The sequence below is a fragment of the Vogesella fluminis genome (assembly GCF_014652335.1).
Lineage (GTDB): Bacteria > Pseudomonadota > Gammaproteobacteria > Burkholderiales > Chromobacteriaceae > Vogesella > Vogesella fluminis.
Genome location: NZ_BMYP01000019.1, coordinates 31,650 through 56,396 on the forward strand (window position 1 = coordinate 31,650; position 24,747 = coordinate 56,396).

The 24,747-nt window shown below is 66.5% G+C and carries 22 protein-coding genes; 11 read left to right on the plus strand and 11 right to left on the minus strand.

The annotated features are described in order from the left end of the window. Positions 1 to 2: 2 nt before the first annotated feature. Both msrB and yghU read left to right on the plus strand, forming a co-directional pair. Positions 3 to 416 carry a peptide-methionine (R)-S-oxide reductase MsrB gene (gene msrB / locus IE083_RS09120; RefSeq protein ID WP_189353289.1) on the plus strand — a complete coding sequence of 138 codons (414 nt, stop codon included), beginning with the start codon at positions 3 to 5 and terminating at the stop codon, positions 414 to 416. Between the two features lie 212 nt (positions 417 to 628). Beyond that, entirely contained in the window at positions 629 to 1,516 is an 888-nt protein-coding gene (yghU, locus tag IE083_RS09125; protein WP_189353290.1) for a glutathione-dependent disulfide-bond oxidoreductase, read from the plus strand. Positions 1,517 to 1,745: 229 nt separating this feature from the next. Here yghU and IE083_RS09130 read toward each other — a convergent pair whose 3' ends face one another. Then, positions 1,746 to 2,705 (minus strand): LysR substrate-binding domain-containing protein, encoded by a 960-nt coding sequence (locus IE083_RS09130; RefSeq protein ID WP_189353291.1) that lies wholly within the window; start codon positions 2,703 to 2,705, stop codon positions 1,746 to 1,748. 212 nt (positions 2,706 to 2,917) lie between these two features. On the opposite strand from IE083_RS09130, the gene IE083_RS09135 reads away from it, so the two are divergent. The 3 genes from IE083_RS09135 (at position 2,918) to IE083_RS09145 (ending at position 7,400) form a co-directional block, all read left to right on the plus strand. Beyond that, a complete protein-coding gene (locus IE083_RS09135; RefSeq protein ID WP_189353292.1) occupies positions 2,918 to 5,206 on the plus strand; it encodes an NADP-dependent malic enzyme in 2,289 nt (762 codons plus the stop codon). Between the two features lie 188 nt (positions 5,207 to 5,394). Next, the gene (locus IE083_RS09140; RefSeq protein WP_189353293.1) at positions 5,395 to 6,453 is read left to right on the plus strand and encodes an RNA methyltransferase; all 1,059 of its coding nucleotides are present in this window, start codon (positions 5,395 to 5,397) and stop codon (positions 6,451 to 6,453) included. Positions 6,454 to 6,521: 68 nt separating this feature from the next. After that, positions 6,522 to 7,400 (plus strand): transporter substrate-binding domain-containing protein, encoded by an 879-nt coding sequence (locus IE083_RS09145; RefSeq protein ID WP_189353294.1) that lies wholly within the window; start codon positions 6,522 to 6,524, stop codon positions 7,398 to 7,400. Between the two features lie 99 nt (positions 7,401 to 7,499). Here the strand turns inward: IE083_RS09145 and IE083_RS09150 are convergent, their stop codons facing one another. The 4 genes from IE083_RS09150 to IE083_RS15810 form a co-directional block, all read right to left on the minus strand. Continuing rightward, positions 7,500 to 10,922 (minus strand): AAA family ATPase, encoded by a 3,423-nt coding sequence (locus tag IE083_RS09150; RefSeq protein ID WP_189353295.1) that lies wholly within the window; start codon positions 10,920 to 10,922, stop codon positions 7,500 to 7,502. Continuing rightward, positions 10,919 to 12,139, minus strand: a complete 1,221-nt coding sequence (gene sbcD / locus IE083_RS09155) for an exonuclease subunit SbcD (protein WP_189353296.1) — start codon at positions 12,137 to 12,139, stop codon at positions 10,919 to 10,921. The genes IE083_RS09150 and sbcD overlap by 4 nt, the downstream gene beginning before the upstream one ends. A gap of 78 nt (positions 12,140 to 12,217) precedes the next feature. Then, the gene (locus IE083_RS09160) at positions 12,218 to 12,784 is read right to left on the minus strand and encodes a DMT family transporter (RefSeq protein ID WP_229799682.1); all 567 of its coding nucleotides are present in this window, start codon (positions 12,782 to 12,784) and stop codon (positions 12,218 to 12,220) included. 51 nt (positions 12,785 to 12,835) lie between these two features. Next, positions 12,836 to 13,021, minus strand: coding sequence for a hypothetical protein (locus IE083_RS15810; protein WP_229799683.1), 186 nt, complete (start codon positions 13,019 to 13,021; stop codon positions 12,836 to 12,838). On the opposite strand from IE083_RS15810, the gene IE083_RS09165 reads away from it, so the two are divergent. Further along, the gene (locus IE083_RS09165; protein ID WP_229799684.1) at positions 13,020 to 13,475 is read left to right on the plus strand and encodes an Lrp/AsnC family transcriptional regulator; all 456 of its coding nucleotides are present in this window, start codon (positions 13,020 to 13,022) and stop codon (positions 13,473 to 13,475) included. The genes IE083_RS15810 and IE083_RS09165 overlap by 2 nt on opposite strands. 40 nt (positions 13,476 to 13,515) lie before the next feature. Here IE083_RS09165 and IE083_RS09170 read toward each other — a convergent pair whose 3' ends face one another. Beyond that, entirely contained in the window at positions 13,516 to 13,968 is a 453-nt protein-coding gene (locus IE083_RS09170; protein ID WP_189353297.1) for an RrF2 family transcriptional regulator, read from the minus strand. A 260-nt stretch (positions 13,969 to 14,228) separates the two neighbouring features. Between IE083_RS09170 and norV the strand changes: the two genes are divergently transcribed. Together norV and IE083_RS09180 are read left to right on the plus strand one after the other, a co-directional pair. Beyond that, entirely contained in the window at positions 14,229 to 15,620 is a 1,392-nt protein-coding gene (norV, locus tag IE083_RS09175) for an anaerobic nitric oxide reductase flavorubredoxin (RefSeq protein ID WP_189353298.1), read from the plus strand. Between the two features lie 23 nt (positions 15,621 to 15,643). Further along, positions 15,644 to 16,759: an FAD-dependent oxidoreductase gene (locus IE083_RS09180; protein WP_189353299.1), complete on the plus strand. Its 1,116-nt coding sequence runs from the start codon at positions 15,644 to 15,646 to the stop codon at positions 16,757 to 16,759. A 342-nt stretch (positions 16,760 to 17,101) separates the two neighbouring features. Here the strand turns inward: IE083_RS09180 and IE083_RS09185 are convergent, their stop codons facing one another. Together IE083_RS09185 and IE083_RS09190 are read right to left on the minus strand one after the other, a co-directional pair. Then, positions 17,102 to 17,797: a DsbA family protein gene (locus tag IE083_RS09185; RefSeq protein ID WP_189353300.1), complete on the minus strand. Its 696-nt coding sequence runs from the start codon at positions 17,795 to 17,797 to the stop codon at positions 17,102 to 17,104. After that, entirely contained in the window at positions 17,791 to 18,654 is an 864-nt protein-coding gene (locus IE083_RS09190) for an MBL fold metallo-hydrolase (protein WP_189353301.1), read from the minus strand. Before IE083_RS09190 ends, IE083_RS09185 begins: the two co-directional genes overlap by 7 nt. A 119-nt stretch (positions 18,655 to 18,773) precedes the next feature. Between IE083_RS09190 and IE083_RS09195 the strand changes: the two genes are divergently transcribed. Continuing rightward, positions 18,774 to 19,676 carry a LysR family transcriptional regulator gene (locus IE083_RS09195; RefSeq protein WP_189353302.1) on the plus strand — a complete coding sequence of 301 codons (903 nt, stop codon included), beginning with the start codon at positions 18,774 to 18,776 and terminating at the stop codon, positions 19,674 to 19,676. 98 nt (positions 19,677 to 19,774) lie between these two features. Here the strand turns inward: IE083_RS09195 and IE083_RS09200 are convergent, their stop codons facing one another. The 3 genes from IE083_RS09200 to IE083_RS09210 are packed head-to-tail and all read right to left on the minus strand — an operon-like array spanning position 19,775 to position 22,075. After that, the gene (locus IE083_RS09200; protein WP_189353303.1) at positions 19,775 to 19,939 is read right to left on the minus strand and encodes a FeoB-associated Cys-rich membrane protein; all 165 of its coding nucleotides are present in this window, start codon (positions 19,937 to 19,939) and stop codon (positions 19,775 to 19,777) included. 14 nt (positions 19,940 to 19,953) lie between these two features. Next, the gene (gene feoB, locus IE083_RS09205) at positions 19,954 to 21,783 is read right to left on the minus strand and encodes a ferrous iron transporter B (protein ID WP_229799685.1); all 1,830 of its coding nucleotides are present in this window, start codon (positions 21,781 to 21,783) and stop codon (positions 19,954 to 19,956) included. Between the two features lie 22 nt (positions 21,784 to 21,805). Further along, on the minus strand, positions 21,806 to 22,075 hold the full coding sequence (locus IE083_RS09210) for a FeoA family protein (protein ID WP_229799686.1): 270 nt from the start codon (positions 22,073 to 22,075) through the stop codon (positions 21,806 to 21,808). 267 nt (positions 22,076 to 22,342) lie between these two features. On the opposite strand from IE083_RS09210, the gene IE083_RS09215 reads away from it, so the two are divergent. Next, a complete protein-coding gene (locus tag IE083_RS09215; RefSeq protein ID WP_189353304.1) occupies positions 22,343 to 23,560 on the plus strand; it encodes a BtaA family protein in 1,218 nt (405 codons plus the stop codon). Beyond that, entirely contained in the window at positions 23,557 to 24,657 is a 1,101-nt protein-coding gene (locus tag IE083_RS09220; RefSeq protein ID WP_189353305.1) for a GNAT family N-acetyltransferase, read from the plus strand. Before IE083_RS09215 ends, IE083_RS09220 begins: the two co-directional genes overlap by 4 nt. The last annotated feature ends 90 nt before the right edge of the window (positions 24,658 to 24,747 follow it).

The following is a 24,747-nucleotide window of genomic DNA, read 5'->3' on the forward strand; positions in this document are numbered from 1 at the left end:
TCATGCCCGACAAGCTGTTCAAGACCCCGGCCGAATGGCGCGCCATCCTCACGCCGGAACAATACTATGTCACCCGCGAAGCCGGCACCGAGCGCCCGTTCAGCGGTGATTACTACCTGCACAGCCAGGTCGGCAATTACCACTGCGTGTGCTGCGATGCGCTGCTGTTCGAATCCGCCGCCAAGTTCGACGCCGGCTGCGGCTGGCCCAGCTTCTGGGAAGAAGCCGTCACGGGCAGCATCCGCCGCATCCGCGACACCAGCCACGGCATGATCCGCACCGAGGTGCGCTGCAACCGCTGCGACGCCCACCTCGGCCATGTCTTCGATGACGGCCCGCCACCCAGCGGCGAGCGCTTCTGCATCAATTCCGCAGCCTTGTACTTTGTCGCCGACGGACAACCCGGATCACCGTAGCCGAGACGGTCTTCTTTCACCACCCTTGCCCCCGGAGCATGTTCACGATCCTGCGAGACAGAGCGAGACCAGGCGAAAACGACCGCGGAAGCAGAGTTGACATGGAGTCGACAAGCATTCCGAAACCGCCTCCAACGCGACATCGCCCCATCGGGATAGTCACGGCAGCTTGCGAACAGTCTCCTGGTGGCACACCGACAGGACTTCTGCTCATGAGCGAATCGCGCTACACCCCGCCCCGCGTCTGGACATGGGATCAGGCCAACGGCGGCCAGTTTGCCAACATCAACCGCCCGATCGCCGGGCCGACCCACGAGCAGCCGCTGCCGGTGGGCGAGCACCCGCTGCAGCTGTATTCGCTGGCCACGCCCAATGGCGTGAAGGTGACCATCATGCTGGAAGAGCTGCTGGCGCTGGGCCATCGCGGCGCCGAGTACGATGCGTGGTTGATCCGCATCCACGAGGGCGAGCAGTTCGGCAGCGGCTTTGTCGCGCTGAACCCGAATTCGAAAATCCCGGTGCTGCAGGATCGCAGCGGTGCCGAGCCGCAGCGGGTGTTCGAATCCGGCGCCATCCTGCTGTATCTGGCGGAGAAGTTCGGCGCGCTGTTGCCGCAGGACCTGGCGACGCGCACCGAATGCCTGTCGTGGCTGTTCTGGCAGATGGGCAGCGCGCCGTTCCTGGGCGGCGGTTTCGGCCATTTCTATGTCTACGCGCCGGAGAAATTCGAGTACGCGATCAACCGCTTCGCGATGGAGGCCAAGCGCCAGCTGGATGTGCTGGATCGTCGCCTGGCGGACAACCGCTGGCTGGCGGGCGACGAGTACAGCATCGCCGATATCGCGGTGTGGCCGTGGTATGGCGAGCTGGTGCGCGGCAATCTGTACGGCGCGGCGGAGTTCCTGCAGGTGCAGGAGTACCCGCATGTGCAGCGCTGGGCGAACGAGATGGCAGCGCGGCCGGCGGTGCAGCGCGGGCGCATGGTGAACCGCCTGCGCGGCGAGCTATCGGAGCAGCTGCACGAGCGCCACGCCGCCAGCGATTTCGACACCCGCACCCAGGACAAGCTAGAGGCGCAAGCGGCCGCCACGCCGGCCTAAAAACCTGTTTACGATCTGCTGCAACTTGATCTCAATGGGGCGATACCGCGTTAAAAACGCCTTCGGCATGCTTGCTTACTTCAGTTAAACGCCGCTTCCTCAGTCGTTTTTGCCTTGTCTCGCTCTAGCTCGCAAGATCGTAGACAGGTTCTGACGCAGCTTAGTCCCCCTTACGCTTGCGGCCAACGTTGGCCGCAAGCGTAGCCTTTTCCGACGCTCTCCCCCGAATCTACTGGCCGCCCTGGCACTGCTGGCGTAGCGCGGCGGCAAACTGCTGCTCGATCGGGCGCGGCGGGCTGCCGGTGCGGGTGAACAGCGCGATCGGCGGCAGCGTCCACTCGAACGAGTACGGCACGATGGCGACGCCGGCGGTGCGCACCAGTTCTTCGGCGATGTCGGCCGGCACGATGGACACCGCGCGCTCGTTGCCGACGATCATCTCGCCGATCAGCTTGGACGAGTAGCTCTCCACTACCGGCGACGGCGGCGCGACACCGGCGGCCAGGAACAGATCGGCCACCTGCTCGCGCATCGGCGTGTGCGGCGCGCCCAGAATCCAGTCCAGCCCCACCAGCGCGCGCCAGTCCAGCTTGCTGCGCCCCAGCTGCGCCGCCAGGCGGCGGCTGGCGATCATGCGCGCCTGCTGCCGGTACAGCACCTCGAACGCCACGTCCTGCACGTCCACCGCCGACGACGCACGCCCGATCACCAGATCCAGCGTGTGGTCGCGCAATTGCGGCAGCAGCTGGTCGCTGGTGCCCTCGTGGATGGTGACGGTCAGCCGCCCGCCGTCCTGCGGCAGCGTGTGCTGGATGGCGGCCGACAGCAGCCGGCCGGGCACGAACGGAATCACGCCGATGTGCAGGTGCGCCACATGGCCGGCGGCGGCGGTTTCCATGTCCTGCACCAGATGGCCGAGGTCGTGGATCATCGCCTCGGCCCGCGCCAGCACCAGCTTGCCCAGCGCCGTCGGCGCCATGCCGCGCACCGAGCGGTCGAACAGGGTGCCGCCGAACAGGCTTTCCAGCTCGGCCAGCGCATTGGTGATCGCCGGCTGGCTGCTGGCCATCTGCTCGGCCACGCGCGTCAGCGAACCGTGCTGGCGGATCTGCAGCAGCAGGATCAGGTGCCGCATTTTCAGGCGCGAACTCAGTCGGCGCAGCAGTTCGGCGGAGGCATTGGCCGGCATGGCAGCTCGCTTCATAAGGTAAAGGTTATGGCTGCATAGTAATTCAAAATAATCTGCTTATGTTACGGCGCTAGACTGCTCGCAAGTCAGGTGAGTCGCGGCGAATTGCCCGCCACCCGACCCGCATTTCAGGTGGCTGCCCGCAGCGGGCGGCAGGATTTTGATGCGGTGCCGGCGCCATGCCGCCGGCACCCCGGAACAAGGTACAGATAATGAACAGCACCGATCGTCAAGCAGCGCTGGATTACCACGAATTCCCGACCCCCGGCAAAATCGCCGTCAGCGCCAGCAAGCCGCTGGTGACGCAGCGCGACCTGGCGCTGGCCTACACGCCGGGCGTGGCCGCCGCCTGCGAGGAAATCGTGGCCGATCCGCTCAATGCCAGCCGTTTCACCGCGCGCTCCAATCTGGTGGGCGTGATCACCAACGGCACCGCGGTGCTGGGGCTGGGCAATATCGGCGCGCTGGCCTCCAAGCCGGTGATGGAAGGCAAGGCGGTGCTGTTCAAGAAGTTCGCCGGCGTGGACGTGTTCGACATCGAGATCAACGAGACCGACCCCGACAAGCTGGTGGAGATCATCGCCGGGCTGGAGCCGACCTTCGGCGGCATCAACCTGGAAGACATCAAGGCGCCGGAGTGCTTCGAGGTGGAGCGCAAGCTGCGCGAACGCATGAAGATCCCGGTGTTCCACGACGACCAGCACGGCACCGCCATCACCGTGGCCGCCGCCTTCATCAACGGCCTGAAGGTGGTGGGCAAGGACATCCGCGAGGTGAAGGTGGTGACCTCCGGCGCCGGCGCCGCCGCGCTGACCTGCCTCGACCTGATGGTGCACCTCGGCCTGCCGCTGGAAAACATCTGGGTCACCGACATCGAGGGCGTGGTCTACCGTGGCCGCCAGGCGCTGATGGACCCGACCAAGGAGCGCTTCGCGCAGCCGACCGACGCCCGCACCCTGGCCGAGGTCATCCGCAGCGCCGACGTGTTCCTCGGCCTGTCGGCCGGCGGCGTGCTGAAACCGGACATGGTGGCGGCGATGGCGGCACGGCCGCTGATCCTGGCGCTGGCCAACCCGGCGCCGGAAATCCTGCCGGAAGAGGCGCACGCGGTGCGCGACGACGTGGTGATGGCCACCGGCCGTTCCGACTACCCCAACCAGGTCAACAACGTGCTGTGCTTCCCCTACATCTTCCGCGGTGCGCTGGATGTCGGTGCCACCACCATCAACCGCGAGATGGAAGTGGCGGCGGTGTACGCCATCGCCGGCCTCGCCGAAGAAGAGCAGAACGAGGTGGTGGCCGCCGCCTACGGCAGCTACGACCTGTCCTTCGGCCCGCAATACCTGATTCCGAAGCCGTTCGACCCGCGCCTGATCGTGCGCATCGCCCCGGCGGTGGCCAAGGCGGCGATGGACAGCGGCGTCGCCACCCGCCCGGTGGCCAATCTGGACGCCTATACCGAGCAGCTGCAGCAGTTCGTGTACCACTCCGGCAGCTTCATGAAGCCGCTGTTTGCCGCCGCCAAGAAACAGGTGCGCGAGGGCGGCAAGACTCGCATCGTGTTTACCGAGGGCGAGGACGAGCGCGTGCTGCGCGCGGTGCAGGTAATCGTCGACGAGAAGCTGGCGCGCCCGATCCTGGTCGGCCGTCCGGAAGTACTGCTGGCGCGCATCGAGAAATTCGGCCTGCGCCTGCGTCTGGGCGAGGACGTGGAAGTGACCAACCCGGAATACGACGAACGCTTCCACCAGTACTGGACCAGCTACTGGGAGCTGATGTGCCGCGACGGCATCACCAAGGAAATGGCGCGCGTGGAAATGCGCCGCCGCCTGACCCTGATCGGCGCCATGATGGTCAAGCTCGGCGACGCCGACGGCATGATCTGCGGCACGGTGGGCGGCTATAACGACCACCTGCACTACATCGACCAGGTGATCGGCAAGAAGCCGGGCGCCGCCACCTACGCCGCGATGAACATCCTGCTGCTGGACAAGCAGACCGTGGCGCTGGTGGACACCCACGTCAACGACAACCCGAGCGCCGAGCAGATCGCCGAGTTCACCGTCGCCGCCGCCGAGGAAATGTCGCTGCTGCACCTGGTGCCGAAAGTGGCGCTGCTGTCGCGCTCCAACTTCGGCTCCGGCAGCTCGGCCTCCGGCAGCAAGATGCGCGAGGCGCTGCAGCGCGTGCGCAAGCTGGCGCCGGAGCTGGAGATCGACGGCGAGATGCACGGCGACTGCGCGCTGGACGAGGCGCTGCGCCTGAAGATCCTGCCGATGTCCACGCTCAAGGGCGCGGCCAACCTGCTGGTCTGCCCCAACGTGGACGCCGGCAACATCGCCTACAACCTGCTGAAAACCGCAGCCGGCAGCAATGTGGCGGTCGGCCCCTTCCTGCTGGGCGCCAACGCGCCGGTCAACATCCTGACCTCCAGCGCCACCGTGCGCCGCATCATCAACATGGCGGCGCTGACGGTGATGGAAGCCAACCGCCAGGGCTGAGCCACGCCTCGCGCCACCACAACGGCTGCGCCCGACACGGGGCAGCCGTTTTTGCGTGTGGCCCGTGTGCCCCGGCACCATGCGGCCAACGTTGGCCGCAACGCCGTTCCGCCGCCCGCCCGCTTGCTGTACCCTGTGCGCCTTGCGATCAACCCGGCGGCCTTCGCCGCCCTGCCTGCCCTGTTGCCATGCGTATTCCGGAATTCCACCAAGCCCTCGCCGATCTCGGCGCCCGCCCCTGCCATATCGGCCGCATCAACCGCGCGTGGCTGAAAGGCCAGCCGCTGGACGCCGGCACCCGCCACCAGAAGGGCGAGCACTACTTCCCGCTGTCGGTACGCAACGGCCTGCCGCCGCTCTCGGCGCAGCTGGACGCGCTGGCGCGCATCGAGTCGCAGCACCCGGCGGCGGACGGCTCGCTGCGGCTCTTGGTTCGGCTTAACGACGGCCAGATGGTGGAGAGCGTGCTGCTGCCGCGCGACGGACTGTGCGTGTCCAGCCAGGTGGGCTGCGCGGTGGGCTGTACCTTCTGCATGACCGGCAAGAGCGGGCTGCTGCGCCAGCTGGGCAGCGCCGAGATCGTGGCGCAGGTGGCGCTGGCGCGGCGCCTGCGCCCGGTGAAGAAGGTGGTGTTCATGGGCATGGGCGAGCCGGCGCACAATATCGACAATGTGCTGGACGCCATCAACCTGCTGGGCAGCGACGGCAATATCGGCCACAAGAATCTGGTGTTCTCCACCGTCGGCGATCCGCGCGTGTTCGAGCGCCTGCCGCAGCAGCGGGTGAAGCCGGCGCTGGCGCTGTCGCTGCACACCACCGATGCCGGGCTGCGCGCGCAATTGCTGCCGCGCGCACCGCGTTACCAGCCGGCCGAGCTGGTGGCGCTGGGCGAAGACTACGCGCGCCACGTCGGCTACCCGATCCAGTACCAGTGGACGCTGCTGGCCGGCATCAACGACACGGACGAGGAAATGGACGCCGCGGTGCAACTGCTGCGCGGCAAGTACGGCGTGCTGAATATCATCCCGTACAACAGCGTGGACGGCGACCACTACCAGCGCCCGTCCGCCGAGCGCATCCAGCAGATCAAGCGCTACCTGCACGCTAACGGCGTGCTGACCAAGGTACGCGACTCCGCCGGACAGGATATCGACGGCGGCTGCGGCCAACTTCGGGCGCGCGCCGCCGACGTCATCGACCACAGCCGGCTGCTGCGCCGCAACCGTAGCGGGCAGTCGCAAGACTGAATTACCCGCCTGGCAATGTGACTACTGCCGCCATATGATGAAGCAGACTCTGACCGGAATGCCTCACCATGCGCAAGCTTGTTCACCGGCTGCTATCGATACTGGCCGTTTGCTGGGCAGCCACCGCACCGGCGACGGAAATCGTGCGCTTTCCCGACTATCCGGATCCGAACAAGCACTTCTTCCGTGCCGCGCTGCAACTGGCGCTGGATAAAAGCGGCCAGGACTACGAGCTGGCGCCCGTGTTGCCGGAGATGCTGCAAGGGCGCTCGATTGCGCGCGCCATGGGCTCTGACGGCGACATCGATGTGTTGTGGAGCATGACCACCCGCGAACGCGAAGCCTTGCTGCTGCCGGTGCGCTTTCCCGTAGACAAGGGCCTGCTCGGCTGGCGGATCGCCATCGTGCGTCAGGACAAGGCGGAGCAGTTTGCCGATGTGCGCTCGGTGCAGGACTTGCGCTACTTCACCGCCGGCCAGGAGCACGACTGGCCGGACACCCGCATCCTGCGGGAAAGCGGCCTGCCAGTGATGACGGCCAGCCAGTACGACTCGCTGTTCAGGATGCTGGCGGTCAAACGTTTCGACTACTTCCCGCGCGGGGTGGCCGAGGCCTGGGCCGAGGTGGACGCCCGCCCCAGGCTGGGCCTGACCGTCGAGCGCTTCGTCGTGCTGCACTACCCGGCCGCCGAGTACTTTTTCGTCACGCCGCGCAAGCCCTATCTGGCCGAACACATCTGGCAGGGCCTGCTGCGCGCCCAGGCCGACGGCAGTTTCAACCGCCTGTTCCATGCCCACTTCGACCCACTGCTGCGCCGTGCCAGGCTGTCGCAACGGCGCGTCATCGAACTGCCCAACCCGATGCTCGATGCGGTCAGGCTGCTGCCGGCCGATTCGCCGTGGTGGTACCGCCCGCTGCTCGCACCCGGCAAGATGCCGGCTAACTAAGCCGCTCTCGCGGCGGACGCAGACGACAAAAAACCGCCCGCCCTTACCGGCAGGCGGTTTTTCATGCGCGGCCACTCAGCCGCGACGGTTCACGACCGCTCAGCCGCAAATCTCGATACGCGACGCGCCCAGCCCGCTGGCCTTGCGGATGGCGATCTGCACCGCAATGCGCTGCTGCATGCCGGCGACGTGACTGATGACGCCGATGGATTTGCCGGTCGAGTTGATCGCGTCCAGCGCATCCAGCGCCACTTCCAGCGTGTCGCCGTCCAGCGTACCGAAGCCTTCGTCCAGGAACAGCGAGTCGATGGAGGTCTTGTGACTCACCAGATCGGACAGCGCCAGTGCCAGCGCCAGACTGACCAGAAAACTCTCGCCACCGGACAGGGTGCGGGTATCGCGGCTGGCGTCGGCCTGCCAGGTGTCGACGATCGCCAGCTCCAGCTCGCCGCCGGCCTTGCGCTGCAGCAGGTAGCGGCCGTGCAGCCGCGCCAGATGGCGGTTGGCGAGGTGCATCAGATGGTCCAGCGTCAGCCCCTGCGCGAACTTGCGGTACTTGTCGCCCTCTTTCGAGCCGATCAGGCTGTTGAGCCGCTGCCAGATGTCGGCATCGGCGCCCTGCTGCTCGATCTGGCGCAGCAGCGCCTGCTGGCTGTCGCGGCGCTGCGCGTCGTCGTGCAGCAACGCCTGCAACGCGCCCTGCTGGCCGGACAGCGCCTGGCGTTGCGCATCCAGCGTCGTCAGCGCGGCGTCCAGCTCGGCCAGCGACAGCGGGCTAAGCGCTTGTTGCTGCATGGTTTTCCGTGCTGCCTCTGCGATTTGTCGCACCGCCTGGCTGCGTTGCAGCGCCTGCTCCAGCTGTTGCTGCTGCGCCTGTAGCTGCCGGCGTTCGTCTGCCGGCAACAGCGCCTGCAGGAAGGCCGCCGGATCGGCAAACGGGCTGGCGACCAGTGCGGCCAACCATGCCTGTTCGGCGCGCTCGTGCTGTTGCTGTTGCGCCTGCAGCTCGGTCGTTAGCTGCGCCTGCTGGCCCTGCAGGCCGGCGATCTGCGCCGCCAGTTGCTCCACCTGCGCCGCGTAGTGCGCCAGCACCGCCTCGTCAGCGACCGGTGTTGCGCTGTCCACCGGCGCGGTGGCGGCCAGACTGTCCCAGCGCGTTTGCCAGCCTTGCGCCAGTGTGGCCGCCTGTTCGCTGCGCGCCTGCTGTTGCAGCAGCGCGCCCTGTTGCTGCTGTTGCGCGTGCTGGGTGTCCTGCCAGCGTTGCCAGTCGAGCTGGCGCGCGGCCAGCCACGCCGCCATGTCGCCGTCTGCGCTAAAACCGGCGGCGGTGATGGCTGCGGCCAACGTTTGCCCGGCCTGTTCGATGTCTTGCGTGGCGGCATCCAGCTGGCGCTGCAGATCGGCCACGCCTTGTTCCGCATGCGCTTTTTGCTGCAGCAGCAGCTGGTGCTGCTGGCCGGCTTGCTGCAGTTGCGCGGCCTGCTGTGCCTCTTGCTGGCGGGCGGTGGCCAGGTTTTGCTGTGCCAGCTCCGCCTGCTGCAGCGTGCGATTGAGCGCGGCGTCGTGCTGCTCGGCGCCGAGCAGCCCTTGCTGCAATTGCTCCTGCTGCGCCCAGCCGCTGTCATCCAGCCCCAGCGGCGCGGCCTGTGCCTGCCAGGCGGCTTGCGCCTGCTGCTGGTTGTCGGCCAGCGTGTCCAGTGCGCCCTGCAGCTGGACAAGGCGTTCTTCCAGCTTGACCAGTTCGCCGCCAGCGGCGCGGCCCTGCTCCTCCAGCAGCTGCAGCGCGGCTTCCTTTTCCTGCAGCGCGAGCGCGGTGTCGGACTCGGCCAGCGCCTGATAGGCGTGAATGCCCGGATGCTCCAGCGAGCCGCACAGGGGGCAGGCCTCGCCCAGCTGCAGCGCGGCACGGTGCGCTTCCAGACTCTGGATACGCTGTTCCAGCAGCAACAGCCGGCGCTTGTCGTCCACCTGCTCCTTCAGCACGCGGTAGTCCTGCCGCAGGCTGTCGCGCCGCAGTTGCTGCGCCGCCAGCTGTCGGCGGGTGTCGGCCAGCGTGTTCTCCAGCTGCGCGCCTTGCGCGGCGTGCTGGCGCAGCTGGCCCGCCAGCTGGTTCAGCTGCCGCCACGACTGCAGCTGTTGCTGGCTGCGCTGCCAGTCTTCGCGCAGGCTGGCCAGCGTCCGTCCCTGCAGCAGCGCGGCAACGGCGTGCTCGGCGGCCAGTGTCGCCTGCCGACTTTGCTGGTGCTCGGCGCCGGCGTGTTGCAGCGCCTGCTCCAGCTCGCCCAGGCGGCGCTCGCTCGCCGCCACCTCGCCCTGCTGCGCCTGCAGCTGGTTTTGCAGTTGCAGCACGGTCTGCTGCGCCTGTTGCAGTTGTTTGTGCTCGCTGTGCCAGCCGCTGAGGCGTTCGCCCAGCACCGAAAAATGGGCGTGCTGCGACAGCCACGCCTGCCGCGCCTGCAGTTCGTGCTGAAGCGTCTGGCACTGCTGCCGGGCCGTATCGGCCAGCGCGGCGGCGATGGCCGTGGCCTGCCAGTGGGCGGCGATCGACTGCTGCCGGCTGTCGGCGAGCTGCGCCTGCAAGCTGTCGCCGGCCAGCCGGATTTGCTGCTGGCGCGCGGCGGCGTCCTGCCACGCCTGATGCAGCGGCTGCAGCGCCGCCGCAGGTTCGCTGTGCTGCAGGCGCTGCAGGCGTGGCCGTGCCTGCTCGATGGCCTGTTGCGCCATCTGTTCGGCAAGCTGCGCCTGCTGCTCGGCCAGTTCGGCCTGCGTCAGCTCATGCCGCCACTGCCGCAGCGCCTGCGTCTGCTGCTGTTGCTGCTGCAAGGCGGCCAACTGCGCCGTCAGCGCCGCCACCTGCTCTTGCATCGTCTGCCGCTGCGCGTCCGGCAGCAGCTCCACGCCGTCGGCGCGGGCCTGCAGCTGCTCCAGCGCCTGCCTGGCGTCGCGCGCGCGCTCAAACACGCGCTGCGAAATCTGGCCGTAGATGTCGCTGCCGGTGAGTTCTTCCAGCAGCTCGGCGCGCTCGTTGGCGCTGGCATTGAGGAAGGCGGCAAAACCGCCCTGCGCCAGCAGCATCGACTTGGTAAAGCGCGCGAAATCCAGCCCGGTGATCGCCTCGATGCGCTTGAGCTTGTCGTTGATGTGGGTAGTGAGGATGGTGCCGGTCGCATCGGCCAGCTCCACCTTGGGCGCCTGCAGCTGGCCGTCGGCCTTGTCGCGCGCGCGGCGCTGGCTCCAGAACGCGCGGTACAGTTGGCCTTTCACCTCGAACTCCACCTCGGCCAGGCAATCGGCGGTGTGGCGGCTCATGATCTCGTTGCTGCTGGCGGAGATGGTCTTCAGCCGCGGCGTTTCGTGGTACAGCGCCAGGCAAATGGCGTCCAGCAGCGTGGATTTGCCGGCGCCGGTGGGGCCGGTGATGGCGAACAGGCCGTTGTCTTTGAACGGCGGCGCGGTGAAGTCGATCTTCCACTCGCCTTGCAGCGAGTTGAGGTTCTTCAGGCGCAGGGTCAGTATCTTCATAGCGCGCCCTCCTGCAGGCTGGCGACAATGTCGCGGTAGCGCGCCTGCAGCTGTGCGGCCAACGTTTCGTCCAGCGTTTCCTGCTGCAGCCGCTTGTCGAACACCTCGAACGGCGTCAGCTCGTCCAGCGTCTCGCGCGCCTCGGCCTGCAGCGTGGCGGCGGCATTGCCGCGCTCGCGGCGGATGCGCAGCACCTCCACCGGCAGCTCGGCGGTGATGCTCTGGATACGCGCCTGCAGGTCGGACAGGTAGTCGTCGCCCTGCACCAGCACCTCCAGCCACACCGGCTGCTCGGCCGTGCCCAGCGCGGCGGCCTCGCTAATGGCTGCGGCCAACGTTGAGAGATCCCCCTTCACCGACACCAGCTGCTGGAAGCGCGGCACCGGCAGCGGCGTCACCCCCAGCAGGCCGATGGCGTCGACGTCCACCAGCAGCACCTGCTTTTGCTGGCCGGCCTCGTCGAAGCTCAGCGGGATCGGCGAGCCGCTGTAGCGGATGTGTTCCAGCCCACCCACCTGCTGCGGGCGATGGATATGGCCCAGCGCGATGTAGTCGGCCGGCGGAAAGGCGCTGGTCGGAAACGCCTCCAGCGCACCGACGTAGATCTCGCGCACCGACTCGCTGGCGCTGGCGCCGACGGTGGTGAGGTGACCGGTGGCGATGATGGGCAGCGGCAGGTGCAGCGCGTCGCGCCGGGCGCAGGCCAGCCGGTACAGCGCCTGGTAGTGCCGGTGGATGGCCTCCTGCAGCGTCAGCTGCTTTTCCTCGGCGCTCTGCCCGGCCTGGCTTTGCATCACGTCGCGCGGGCGGATGAAGGGGATCGCGCAGACGATGGCGCCGGGCGTGCCGTCGCGTTGCTTTAACACCAGCACCTGCTGTTCGAGATCGGCCTCCACCGCCGGGATGACGCTGGTACCCAGGCAGGACAGCAGCGGCCGGCTCTCGCCCAGCGTGGCCACCGAGTCGTGGTTGCCCCCCAGCAGCACGAGCGCGGTGCCGCTGCCGTGCAGGTCCACCACCAGCCGGTTGTACAGCTCGCGCGCGTAGCTGGGCGGCGCGCCGGTATCGAACAGGTCGCCGGCAACGATGACGGCGTCGACGGCGTGCTCGCGCACTTGCCGCAGCAGCCAGTCGATGAAGGCCTGGTGTTCTGCCTGGCGGGTCTTGCCCATGAAGTGCTGGCCGAGGTGCCAGTCCGAGGTGTGGAGGATGCGCATGAGGATACGGGGGCGTTGGCAATGTGGCCGATTGTAGCAAGCCCGCCGTGCCGGCAGCACGGCGTTACCTATCCGCACTCAGGCGCCGGCCTTTGCCGCTTGCGGGGCGGCCGCTACCGGCACCCGCTGCAGCCCCCACACGTTGGCCGCAACAATCAGCAACACGCCCAGCAGCTGCCAGCCATCCAGCAGCCGGCCGTAGGCCAGGTAATCCACCAGCAGCGCCACCACCGGGTAGCTGAAGCCGAGCAGGCCGATCCAGTGCGTGGGCAACTGGCGGAAGGCGGCGTACATGATGAGGTACATCAGCGTGGTGTGCACCAGCCCCAGCGTGGCGAGATAGCCCCAGTGGCTGCCGGCCACCCACAGGCTGGCGTTATCCAGCAACGGCCACAGCAGCAGCACGCCGGTCAGCGTCTGCACGCTGGCGATATGGCTGGGCGCCAGCGTCTTCGGCAGCTGCTTGCTGATCAGCGTCACCACCGCGTACAGCATGGCGGCGCCCAGCGCCAGCAGGATGCCCAGCAGCCCGTCGCCGGCGCCCTGTCCCGGCTGCACGATCAGCAGCATGCCGGCAAACGCCACCGCCACCGCGGCCAACTTGCGCGTGGTCAGCGCCTCGCCCAGCAGCAGCCAGTTGCCCACCAGCGCCACGCCGCCGGCGATGCACCACAGCAGGCTGGCACGGGTAAACGGCTACGTCTGCCACAGTCCGCGCCACCAGGCGTACAGGCCCAGCCCCAGCGCGCCCAGCACGCAGCGCACGAAGACCACGTTCCATACCGATTGGCCGGATTGCAGCACGAACCAGCCGATGGTGCCGGACAGCGCCATGGCGGCCAGCATCTGCAGCACGCCAGTACGTAAATTCTGTTGTGTCATGATCAAGCTCTCCTTGAAAGACTGGATCGACGTACAGCTGGTGGGGCTGCTGCGACAGGACGCGCGGCAGAGCATTGCCGAGCTGGCGCGGCAGCTGAAGATGTCCGGCCCCAGCGTGTCGGAGCGGCTGAAGCGGCAGGAGGAACACGGCGCCATTCGCGGCTACACGCCGGAGCTGGACTGGCCGCAGTGGGGCTACACCCTGCAGGCCATCGTGCGGCTGCGCCCGCTGCCGGGCCAGCTCAAGGCGCTGGAGGCGCGCATCAATGCCACGCCGCAGTTCACCGAGTGTGACAAGGTCACCGGCGAAGACTGCTACATCGCGCACCTGCTGCTGCGCGACATCGGCCAGCTGGACGATATCCTGGACGGCTTCGCCGAGCTGGCGACCACCGTCACCAGCATCGTCAAGGCCAGCCCGGTGCTGCGCCGGCTGCCGCCGCTGCTGCCATAGCAGAAAGCGGCCACGCAAGGTTGGCCGCAGCGCGTATCACTCAGCCGGAGACGGGATGGATCTCGATGCCGAGTGCGCGCCCAAGGCCCGCCGGCTGGACCAGCAGATCGGCCAGGGTATGCTGTGACAGCTCGCCATAGAAGGCCTCTTGCGCGGCATGCAGCACGCGGTACAGGCGACAGCACGCGGCGATGCGGCAGTGCGAGTGCGACGAATCGAAACACTCGACCAGCACGTTGTCAGCCTCCGCCGCCCGCACCAGCTGGCCGAGGTTGATCTGCTGTGGTGCATGCGTCAGCCGCATGCCGCCGCCCTTGCCACGCACTGTCGTGAGATAGTCGTGTTGCCCCAGGAAATGCACCACCTTGGTCAGGTGGCTGGCAGAGATATCGTAAGCCTGGGCAATTTCATTGATGGTCACCAGGCGCTCACCCGCTAGCGCGCTGTACATCATTACCCGCAGGCAGTAATCGGTAAAGGCAGTCAGTCGCACGATCGGTACCGTTCCATTGTGTTGTTCAATCCGGTGCGTTATGCACCTTGAATCAGAGTGTCATTCTACCCTGTCAGCCAGCCCCCGGCTGTACCGCCACCCACGGCCTGCCCCCGGCAGCAGGGGTAAAACCGGCCAGAAATGCACTATCTTGATGCATCTCAAGTAAATGCACTTTGCCCCATAACATTCATTTCCAATGAATGTTATACGATGTAAGATTCATTACATATGAACCTTTAACCGCAAGGAGCACTGGCATGGCATTCACCGTTAAAAACAATATCCGTTGGGTCGGCAAACAGGACTGGGAGCTGCGTGAATTTCACGGCAGCGAATACAGCACTCACCGCGGCTCCAGCTACAACAGTTACCTGGTCAAGGAAGAAAAGATCGCGCTGATCGATACCGTGTGGGCGCCCTATGCCGAAGAATTCGTCGCTAATCTGGCCAAAGAAGTCGACCTCGGCAGCATCGACTACATCATCGCCAACCACGGCGAGATCGACCACAGCGGCGCCCTGCCGGCGCTGATGGCGCGCATCCCCGACACCCCGATCTATTGCACCGCCAACGGCGCCAAATCGCTGCGTGGCCACTATCACCAGGACTGGAATTTCAAGATCGTCAAGACCGGCGACAGCCTCGATCTCGGCAACGGCAAGCAGCTGGTGTTTGTCGAGATGCCGATGCTGCACTGGCCGGACAGCATGGCCACCTATATGACCGGCGACGCCGTGCTGTTCAGCAACGATGCATTCGGCCAGCACTATGCCAGCGCGCAGATGTTCAACGACCTGTGCGACCCGGTCGAGCTGCATGAAGAGTGCATCAAGTATTACGCCAACATCCTGACCCCGTTCAGCTCGCTGGTGACCCAGAAGATCCACGAAGTGCTGGCACTGAACCTGCCGATCGACATGATCGCCACCAGCCACGGCATTATCTGGCGCGACAAGCCGACGCAGATTGTCGAGCAGTACCTGAAATGGGCCGACAATTATCAGGAAAACCAGATCACCCTGGTCTACGACACCATGTGGAACGGCACCCGCATGATGGCCGAGGCGATTGCCGAGGGTATCCGCAAGGCCGACAAGGATGTCGTGATCAAGCTGTTCAACCTGTCCAACAGCGACAAGAACGACGTCCTGACCCACGTGTTCAAGTCCAGGGCCATCCTGGTCGGCAGCCCGACCGTCAACAACGTGATGCTGCCGCATGTTGCCGCCTTACTGGAGGAAATGACCGGCCTGCGCTTCAAGAACAAGGCCGCCGCCGCGTTCGGCACCCACGGCTGGAGCGGCGGCGCGGTTGACCGCATTACCAAGCGTCTTGGCGATGCCGGCTTCCGCGTGCTTGGCCCCGGCATCACCGCCGAATGGCGCCCGACAGACAATGCACTGGCCGATGGCGTGCGCTTTGGGGAAGCCTTCATCGAACAGCTGGGCAGCACCGGACAGGACAAGGCCGATACCGCCGCCTGTTCGTGCAGCGGCAAGATGCGTTGCCAGACTTGCTCGTGGATTTACGACCCGGAACAGGGCGATGCCGCCCAAGGCGTTGCCGCCGGTACCACCTGGCAGGACGTCCCCGAAACCTTCCTTTGCCCGGTATGCTTCATGGGCAAGGGCGACTTTGTCCCGGCATGAATGGTCTCTCCCGGAGAAACACGATGAAAAAACCCCTTGTCATCATCGGCAGCGGCCATGCCGGCTACACCCTGGCCCGGGCATTCCGCCAGCACGATACCAGCACACCCGTTGTCGTTCTCACCGAGGACGGCGGCGAGCACTACCCCAAGCCGCAGCTGAGCCACGGCTTTGGCCATCAGCACAGTGCCGAGCAGCTGACCCAGAACAGCGCCACCGGCATGGCCGCCGAGTTGAAAATCATGGTACGACCGCACACCCGGGTCACGGCGATCGACTTCACCGCCCGGAAGGTCTCGGCCGGAGAAATGCAGATTCCGTATAGCGACCTGGTACTGGCGGTAGGTGCCGACCCCTTTGTGCCGCCCGTCAGCGGAGATGGCGCACAAGACATCCTGACCCTGAACAATCTGGCGCAATACCGGCGTTATCTTGACCGCCTCAACCGGAGCGAGCGGGTACTGGTCATCGGAGGCGGCCTGATCGGCACCGAAATCGCACATGACCTCTCACCGCACAAGCAGGTGACGCTGGTAGACATCGGTAACCGCTTGCTGGAGCGGCTGGTGCCCGACATCGTCAGCCAGCGCCTGCATGAGGCCATGGGCCGTGTCTCGCTACGCTTCGGGACCAAGGTCGAACGGATCGATAAAACGGCAAACGGCTACCATGTCACGCTGATCGACGGCGATACGCTGACAGTGGACAGCATCATCTGCGCCGCCGGCCTGAAGCCGCGACTGGAGCTGGCCGCCGGGCTGGAAACGCAACGTGGCATCGTTGTCGACGACCACCTGCGTACCTCGCAAGCCCATGTCTATGCACTGGGAGATTGCGCCGAGATCGACGGCCAGATCCTGCCCTTCTTGCAGCCCATCACACTATCAGCGCGGGCACTGGCCAGTACGCTGGGCGGCAAGCCGGAACCGGTCCGTTTCAGCCCGCTGCCGGTGGCTGTCAAAACACCGCGTTACCCGATACAGCTGGCCGGGGTTACCCAGGGCCATGCACTGGAGTGGCAGATCAGCGAAGGCGAGGATGGCCTGACCGCACTGGCACATCATGACGGCAAGCTGGTGGGCTACGTGACAACCGGCAACCGCAACGGCCTTGGCCTGCTATCCGGCCTGGCACGCTAGCGCCTGTTAACACTTGTTTTGTCGCAGCACAGGCTGGAGAAGCCTTCAAATGCAAGGCGGAGGGTTTGCGCCTGGTTATTCCAAGCGCAAACCCGACAACGCCGCAGTTGATGGCTTATCCAGCCTGCCCTTCGGGGCACCTGCGGCCAACGTTGGCCGCAACCGCCGCGACCTCCCCGCCGGATGATATCGCGGCTGTTGCATATCCGTGTGCGGGTTGTCGCCCCCAGGGCCGGGGCGGCAGCTTGTGCCAACGGCTCTTGTTCAGCCGCCGGCATTACGGCATCGGCCCGGCAATGGGTAGTGCGGAAAGCATCCGGCGGTACCGTCAGACCGTGACATTCACTGGCAGCCATCCGGCGTGCACAGCGGCGCGTCGTCCGCGCCAAGGTTGGCCGCACCACCCAGCAAACCTTGCAGATAAGCGGCAAACGCGTCCGGCTTGCCCAGATACGGCGACAGCTCCAGCCGCTGCAGCTGGCCGTTCAGTTCCAGCAGCAGCGAGGGGAAGCCACGCAGGCCGTGCGCGGCCATGTCGCGGTGGCTGCGGCCAACGTGGGCGGCAAATTCGCCCTGCTGGCGCTGGTATTCGGCGGCAAAGGCGGCGCCGTCCAGCCCCAGCTCGATGGCCAGTTGCTGCAGCACCGCTGGCTCGGCGATGCGCTGCCCGTCCACATAGTGCGCCTGCTGCAGACGATGCAGCATGCTCAGCCCGTCGATACCCAGCGCCTCGGCCGCCAGGATGGCCAGCGTCGGCGGCGTGCTGTCGAATACCGCACCGCTATCCAGCAGCAGGTCGTTGAAGTAGCCATCGCCAAACGGCTGGCCGGTGAGCTGCCGGATGCGCGCATCATGCCCCATCACGTACTGGCGCAACTGTGGCGTGACCGGCTGGCGATTGGGGCCGCTCATCATCGCCCCGCCGTGCAATTCGATTGCCAGCCCGGCAAGGTTGGCCGCGGCGGCCAGCAGCGGCGCCGCGCCGTAGCACCAGCCGCACAGCGGGTCGTAGTAGTAATGCAGGGTAGCTTTTACCATTTCATTTCCCCCTTGTTCACCTTGGCGCCGATATCCAGCGCCAGCCCCATGCCGGCCTGCGGGCAGGCGCGCTGCATGGCGGCAATCAGTTCGGCGGCATTGCCCGCCTTGCCTGCCTCGCTGTCAAAACGCTGCAGGTAGGTGCGGGTGTAGGCGATGGCCGTGCTATCCAGCTTGCTGCCGGCCGCCATGTGGCCGGGCACCACGACGGCGGGCTTGAGCGCCGCCATCTCGTCCAGCTGCGCGAGCCACGCCTGGCGCTCGGCCGGCGGCTGGGTGTCGGCGGTCCACACGTGCAGGCCGCTGAACACGGCGACGTTGCCGGCGATGGCGCGCAGCGACGGAATCCACACATAGGGGCGATGCGCCAGCACGCCGCCGGTGCCGCGCAGCTCGATCTTCTCGCCGTCCACGCTCAGGCTGTCTGTTTTCAAGGCAGTGGGCACGATGGGCTGCTGCGGCGAGTTGGCGCCCATCTTCGGCCCCCAGAACGCCAGCTTGCCGGCCAGCTTGGCCTGGATCTTGCTGGCCACCGCCGGGGTGGCGACCACCTCGGCCTGCGGGAACAGCTGCTTCAGCACCGCGGCACCGAAGTAGTAATCCGGGTCGGCGTTGCTGATCAGGATGGTCTTCAGCGTCTTGCCGCTGTCCAGCACGTTGGCCGCAATGCGGTAGCCGTCGGCGCGGGTAAAGCCGCTGTCGATCACCATCGCCTCGTGCTCGCCGCTCACCACCACGGCATTGGCGTGAAAGCTGCCCTCGCCGGCGTTGTAGACCTTCAGCTGCAGCGGCTGGGCGGCGTGGGTGGCGGTGCTGGCAACGGCAATCGAGGCGGCGATGATGGTTTGGCGAAGCATGGTGTGTCCTTTCATGGCGGCCAGTGCCGCGTGGTTGATGGACGTCACTATAGTTTCTCTATCCGCGCAGATAAACGCGATAAACTGCGCATATTTGTTGCACAAATCGAGCAAATAACATGGACAGAGTCACCGCGATGCGGGTATTCGCCGACGTGGCCGCCAGCGGCAGCTTCAGCGCCAGCGCCGAGCGGCTGGAGATGTCGCGCGCGATGGTCACCCGCTACGTGGCGGAGATGGAGCAATGGCTGGGCGCGCGGCTGCTGCAGCGCACCACCCGGCGCGTGACGCTGACCGACGCCGGCGAGCAGGCGCTGCGCCGCTGCCTGCAGCTGCTGGCGCTGGTGGCGGAGGTGGAAGACGAGGTGGCGCCGGCGGACGGCGGCCTGCGCGGCCAGCTGCGGCTGACCAGCAGCATGTCCTTCGGCCACGCGCATCTGGCGGCAGTACTGGCCGATTTTCTGGCGCAGCATCCGCAGTTGAAGATCGACCTGAACGTCGGCGATGCCACTTTGAACCTGGTGGAAGCGCGTATCGATCTGGCAATCCGCATCAGCAGCGAGCCGGACCCGGCACTGATCGCGCGGCCGCTGACGGTGTGCGATTCGGTACTGGTGGCCAGCCCTGCCTATCTGGCCAGCGCTGGTACGCCGCAGACGCCGGCGGAGCTGGCCGGCCACCGCTGCCTGGGGCACAGCAATGTTGGCCGCAGCAGCTGGCGCCTGCAGCGCGGCGGGCAGAGCGAAACCGTCAACGTACCCACCCGCTTCACTGCCAACGACGCCACCGTGCTGCTGCACGCGGCGCTGGCCGACGGCGGCATCAGCCTGCAGCCAAGCTATCTCGCCAACCCCTGGCTGCAGCGCGGCGAGCTGCTGGCGGTGCTGCCGGACTGGCAGCCGCCGGCGATGACCATCTACGCGCTGTACCCGTCGCGCCGCCACCTGTCGCCGGCGGTGCGCGCGCTGCTGGATTTTCTGGTGCAACGCTTTGCCTCCCCACCGTGGGCGCGCTTGCCGTAAGCAGCTGCCCACGACCTGCTGCGCTTCGGCGCTCGCCGACAGGCAAACGCCCGATGCAGTGCATCGGGCGCTCCTGGCCGGCTTGTGCCGTCTGTCAGCTAGTGGCAGCTCCCGCTATTGCAGCGCTTGCAGCTGCCGCACACGCCGTCCTGCGTGATCTTGCCGCCAGCGATGCGGCGACGCGGCAGGTACTTGCGCAGCAGGTACAGCGCGGCAGCGACCACGACTAGGCCCACGATGGCCATCTGGATGCCTTCGCTCATCGTCTACTCCTCCATCAGGCCCACAGGGCCCCGATCTGGCGTACCAGCAGCGCGCCCAGATAGGCCAGCGCAAACAGGTAGCCGGTGAAAACGATGGTAGCGCGCAGCGAGTTGGTCTCGCGCCGCACCACGGCAATGGTGGCCAGGCACTGCGGTGCGTATACAAACCATGCCAGATAGGCGAGCGCCACCGGCAAGCCCCAGTCGTGCGCCAGCGCACCGCCGAGCGCATCCTCGCCGCCCACCGCGTAGACGGTAGCCAGCGCGCTGACCGCCACCTCGCGTGCAGCCATGGCCGGAATCAGCGCAATGCACATCTGCCAGTTGAAGCCCAGCGGGTCGAACAGCGGCTGCATGGCCTTGCCCAGCATGCCGGCAAAGCTGTACTCGATGGCCGGCAAGGTGGCGTTAGCCGGCGCGTGCGGAAAGGTGGCCAGAAACCACAGCACGATGGACAGCGCCAGGATGATGGTGCCCACGCGGCGCAGGAAGATCCACGCCCGCTCCTTCAGCCCCAGCAAAAAGTGGTAGGCGTTGGGCCAGCGGTAATTGGGCAGCTCCAGCAACAGCGGAAAGCCCTGGCTGGCCGCCTCGCGGCGGTGCATCAGCCACGCCACCAGCGCAGCGCTGACGATGCCGGCGATGTACAAGGCAAATAATGTCAGGCCCTGCAGGTTGAACACGCCCCACACGCTTTGCTGCGGCACAAAGGCCCCGATCACCACTGCGTACACCGGCAGCCGCGCCGAGCAGGTCATCAGCGGCGCGGTCAGGATTGTGACCAGGCGCTCCTTCGGGTCGGCAATGCTGCGGGTAGACATGATGCCCGGCACCGCGCAGGCAAAACTGGACAACATGGGGATGAACGAGCGGCCGGACAGGCCCACACCACGCATCAGCCGGTCCAGCAGGAAGGCGGCGCGCGGCAGGTAGCCGGAGTCTTCCAGCGCCAGAATAAAGGCAAACAGGATGATGATCTGCGGCAGGAACACCAGCACGCCACCCACGCCAGCAATCAGGCCATCCACCACAAAGTCGTGCAGGATGCCAGCCGGCAGCAGTGCGCCGGCGCTTTCGCCCAGCCAGCCCATGCTGCCCTCGATGGCATCCATCACCGGCGCTGCCCAGGCAAATACCGCCTGGAACATCAGCAGCAGGATGGTGGCCAGCAACACCAGGCCCAGCACCGGGTGCATCACCAGTGCGTCGAGTTTGTCTTGCCACACTGGCGCGTGCGACGGCGCCGACACGCAGCTGGCCAGCAGCTTGTCGATGCGGGCGTACACATCTTCTACCGCCTCGGCGCGCTCCGGCAGCGTCAGCTGGCCGCTGCGGCGGCCGGCGTTGGCGGCGCACTCGGCCAGCGCGGCTTGCAGGTCGGCCACGCCGTTTTTGCGCACGGCCACCGTTTCCACTACTGGCATGCCCAGCTGCTGTGACAGTGCGGCGGTATCAATAGTGATGCCGCAGCTGCGTGCCGCGTCGGCCAGGTTCAGTGCCAGAATCATCGGCAGGCCCAGCGCCTGCAGTTCCAGTACCAGACGCAAGCCCAGCTTGATATTGGTGGCATCCACCACCGCCACCAGCACGTCCGGGGCGGCCTCGCCGGCCATTTCACCGAGGATGACGCGGCGCGCCACCTGCTCATCCGGCGATGCCACATACAGGCTGTAGGTGCCGGGTAGGTCGATCAGCTCGGCCGGGCGGCCGAGGCCAGCCAGACTACCCAAACGTTTTTCGACGGTGACGCCGGCGTAGTTGGCCACCTTGGCACGGGCGCCGGTCAGGCTGTTGAACAGCGCGGTCTTGCCGCAGTTGGGGTTACCCACCAGGGCAAAACGCAATAAGGATAGGGATATGGCGGAATCAGGCTTGGTGGGTAGTGGTAAGGATCTTGGCGGCTTCGCTGCGGCGCAGGCCGAACTTGGTGCCGTTGATACGCACGGCCACCGGATCGGCGCCGAACAGGCCGAAGCCGATCACCTGCAGCATGGCGCCGGGCAGAAAGCCCAGCTCTTTCAGGCGCAGCGTCACCTGCGCATCCAGCTCGCCAAAATGGCTGTGACTAGCGATACCGGTAATGGTGGCACGGGCGCCCTTGGGCAGCAGGTGCAGCGGGGTAACATGATGTGACAAAGCGCAATCCTTGCTGACAGAATATAAATAAATTAAATGCTATTAATTCTTCTTATCGAAGCAACAAGACTTATCCACACACAAGCATTGAAACTTGACTTCCATCAAGAAAAACATAGTCATTCGCAATATTAATACCAAATGCAATGACAAAAATGCCCCCCCTCTCCAATACCCACCGGCCACGTCACAATACTGACATCAGCCCGTCACACTGCTGCCACCCGCCACCACCACAATGCCGGGATGCACAACCCCGGAGGCGATATGCATACCCACACCCTGGTCAACAAGGCGGTCCACAACAGCCGCAGCACCGGCACGCGCGCGCTCGGCGACCGGCTGTTCGCGCGCTGGTTCAGCCAGCTGGTCTACGCGCAGATCTGGGAAGACCCGCTGGTGGATATCGACGCGCTGCAGCTGCAGCCGGGCGCACGGGTGCTGACCATCTCCTCCGGCGGCTGCAATGCGCTGGCCTACCTCGCCTGCGCGCCACAGGAGGTGCACGCGGTGGACCTCAACGCCAGCCATCTGGCGATGCTGGCGCTCAAGCGCGCCGCGTTCCAGAGCCTGCCGGACTACCCGTCGCTACTGACCTTTCTCGGCGGCGCAGACGATGCGGCCAACCTGCAGCGCTATCGCCAGCATCTGGCACCGCAGCTGCCGCCCACCGCGCGCCAGTACTGGGAACAGAACGACTGGCGCGGCCGGCCGCGCTACAGCCTGTTCGCGCGCCACGCCTACCGCCACGGCCTGCTCGGGCGCTTCATCGGCGTCGCGCACGGCCTGGGGCGGCTCTTGGGCGGCAACCTGTCGCGGCTGGCGACTGCGGCCAACCTTGACGAGCAGCAGGCGCTGTTCGATCGCCATCTGGCGCCGCTGTTCGACCACCCGCTGCTGCGCTTCCTCGCCCGCCGCCAGGCGATGCTGTACAGCATGGGCATTCCGCCGGCGCAGTTCGCCGCGCTGCTGCACGACGCCGACGGCGACCTGCCGGCGCTGTTCCGCGAGCGCATGCGCCGCCTGGCCTGCGATTTTCCGCTGGCGGACAACCCCTACGCGCAGCAGGCGTTTGCCCGCCGCTACGATACCGGCCGCCAGAGCGCGCTGCCGATGTACCTGCAGCAACAGCACTACGCCGCCATCCGCGAGTACAGCCCGCGCTTGCACAGCCACCACTGCTCGCTGACCGATTTCCTTGTCAACCGCCCGTCGCAGTCGCTGGACGCCTATTTGTTCCTCGATGCGCAGGACTGGATGGACGACGCCCAGCTCAATGCGCTGTGGCGCGAAGTAACCCGCACCGCCGCCCGCGGCGCACGCGTGGTGTTCCGCACCGGCGGCAGCGCCTCGCCGCTGGAAACGCGGCTGGCGCCGCAGGTGCGCGCCGCCTGGCGCACCGACCCCGACCACAACCGCGAGCTGCACCGTCGCGACCGCGCCGCCATCTACGGCGGCGTCCACCTCTATATCAAGCAAACATGAACCGACTCGAACCCGCGCTGCTGCTGGACGGCCACGCCAGCTGGCTGAGCCAGGCCCGGCTCAACGGCGGCCAGCACTGGGTGCGCAATGCCGCCTGTGACGTCTGCTGCAGCGACGCCGGCAACCCGCCCATCCCCGTCACCCGCCTGCACACCTTCAGCGCGCAGGACAGCTACGTCGCCAGCGCGCGCTCGGCGTGGCTGCGCTACGCGCAGGACGAAGCACAACGCAAGAGCCGCTCGCTGGGCACGCTGGCGCAGGTCGCCGCCCTGCCGCTGTCCGGCCTGATCACCGCCGCGCGGCTGGACGAGGCGGCGGTGATCAACAACTGGCTGATCTCCACCAACCTGCACCCGCAGTGGCAGGACAGCGACCTGTCGCTGCTGACCGAATCGGTGATGGCGCGCCACTGCGACAGCCCGCTGCTGCTGCGCAATGTCAGCGACGCGGTCAATCCCGGCCTCGCGCAAAGGTTGGCCGCACAGGGCTGGACGCTGCTGCCGGCGCGACAGATCTACACCTGCGATCCGCAAGACCCGGCGGTGTGGCAAAGCCCCAACGTCAAGCGCGACCAGAAACTGCTGGCACAGACCGAGCTGCAGCTGTGCGGCCCGGACACGCTGGGCGCGGACGACCTGCCGGCGCTGCGGCGCTGCTTCCGCGCGCTGTTCATCGACAAACACTCGGTGCTGAACCCGGATTTCACTGCCGAATTCTTCGCGCTATGCCTCGACAAGCGCTTCCTGGAGCTGCACGCGCTGCGCCTGGACGGCCGCATCGTCGGTGTCATCGGCTTCTACCAGCGCTACGGCTGGCTGACCACGCCGCTGCTGGGCTACGACACCGCGCTGCCGCCGGAGCTGGGGCTGTACCGGCGGCTGATGGCGCTGCTGCTGCGCGAGGCACAGGCGCGCGGCCTGCGCCTGCACTACAGCTCTGGCGCCGGCGCCTTCAAACAGCATCGCGGCGGCGTGCCGGCGCTGGAGTACAGCGCGGTGTTCAGCGCCCACCTGCCGGGGCGGCAGCGACTGGCGCTGGGCACGCTGGCCGGCATCCTGCAGCGCATGGCCGGGCCGATTCTCAGCCGCCACGGCTGAGCGCGGCAGGCCAACAGGCAGCCTCATGCAAGGGGCCTGTCCGAATTTTTGTGTAAACGGGGTTTCAAATCACATCTGAGGAATGCGTTC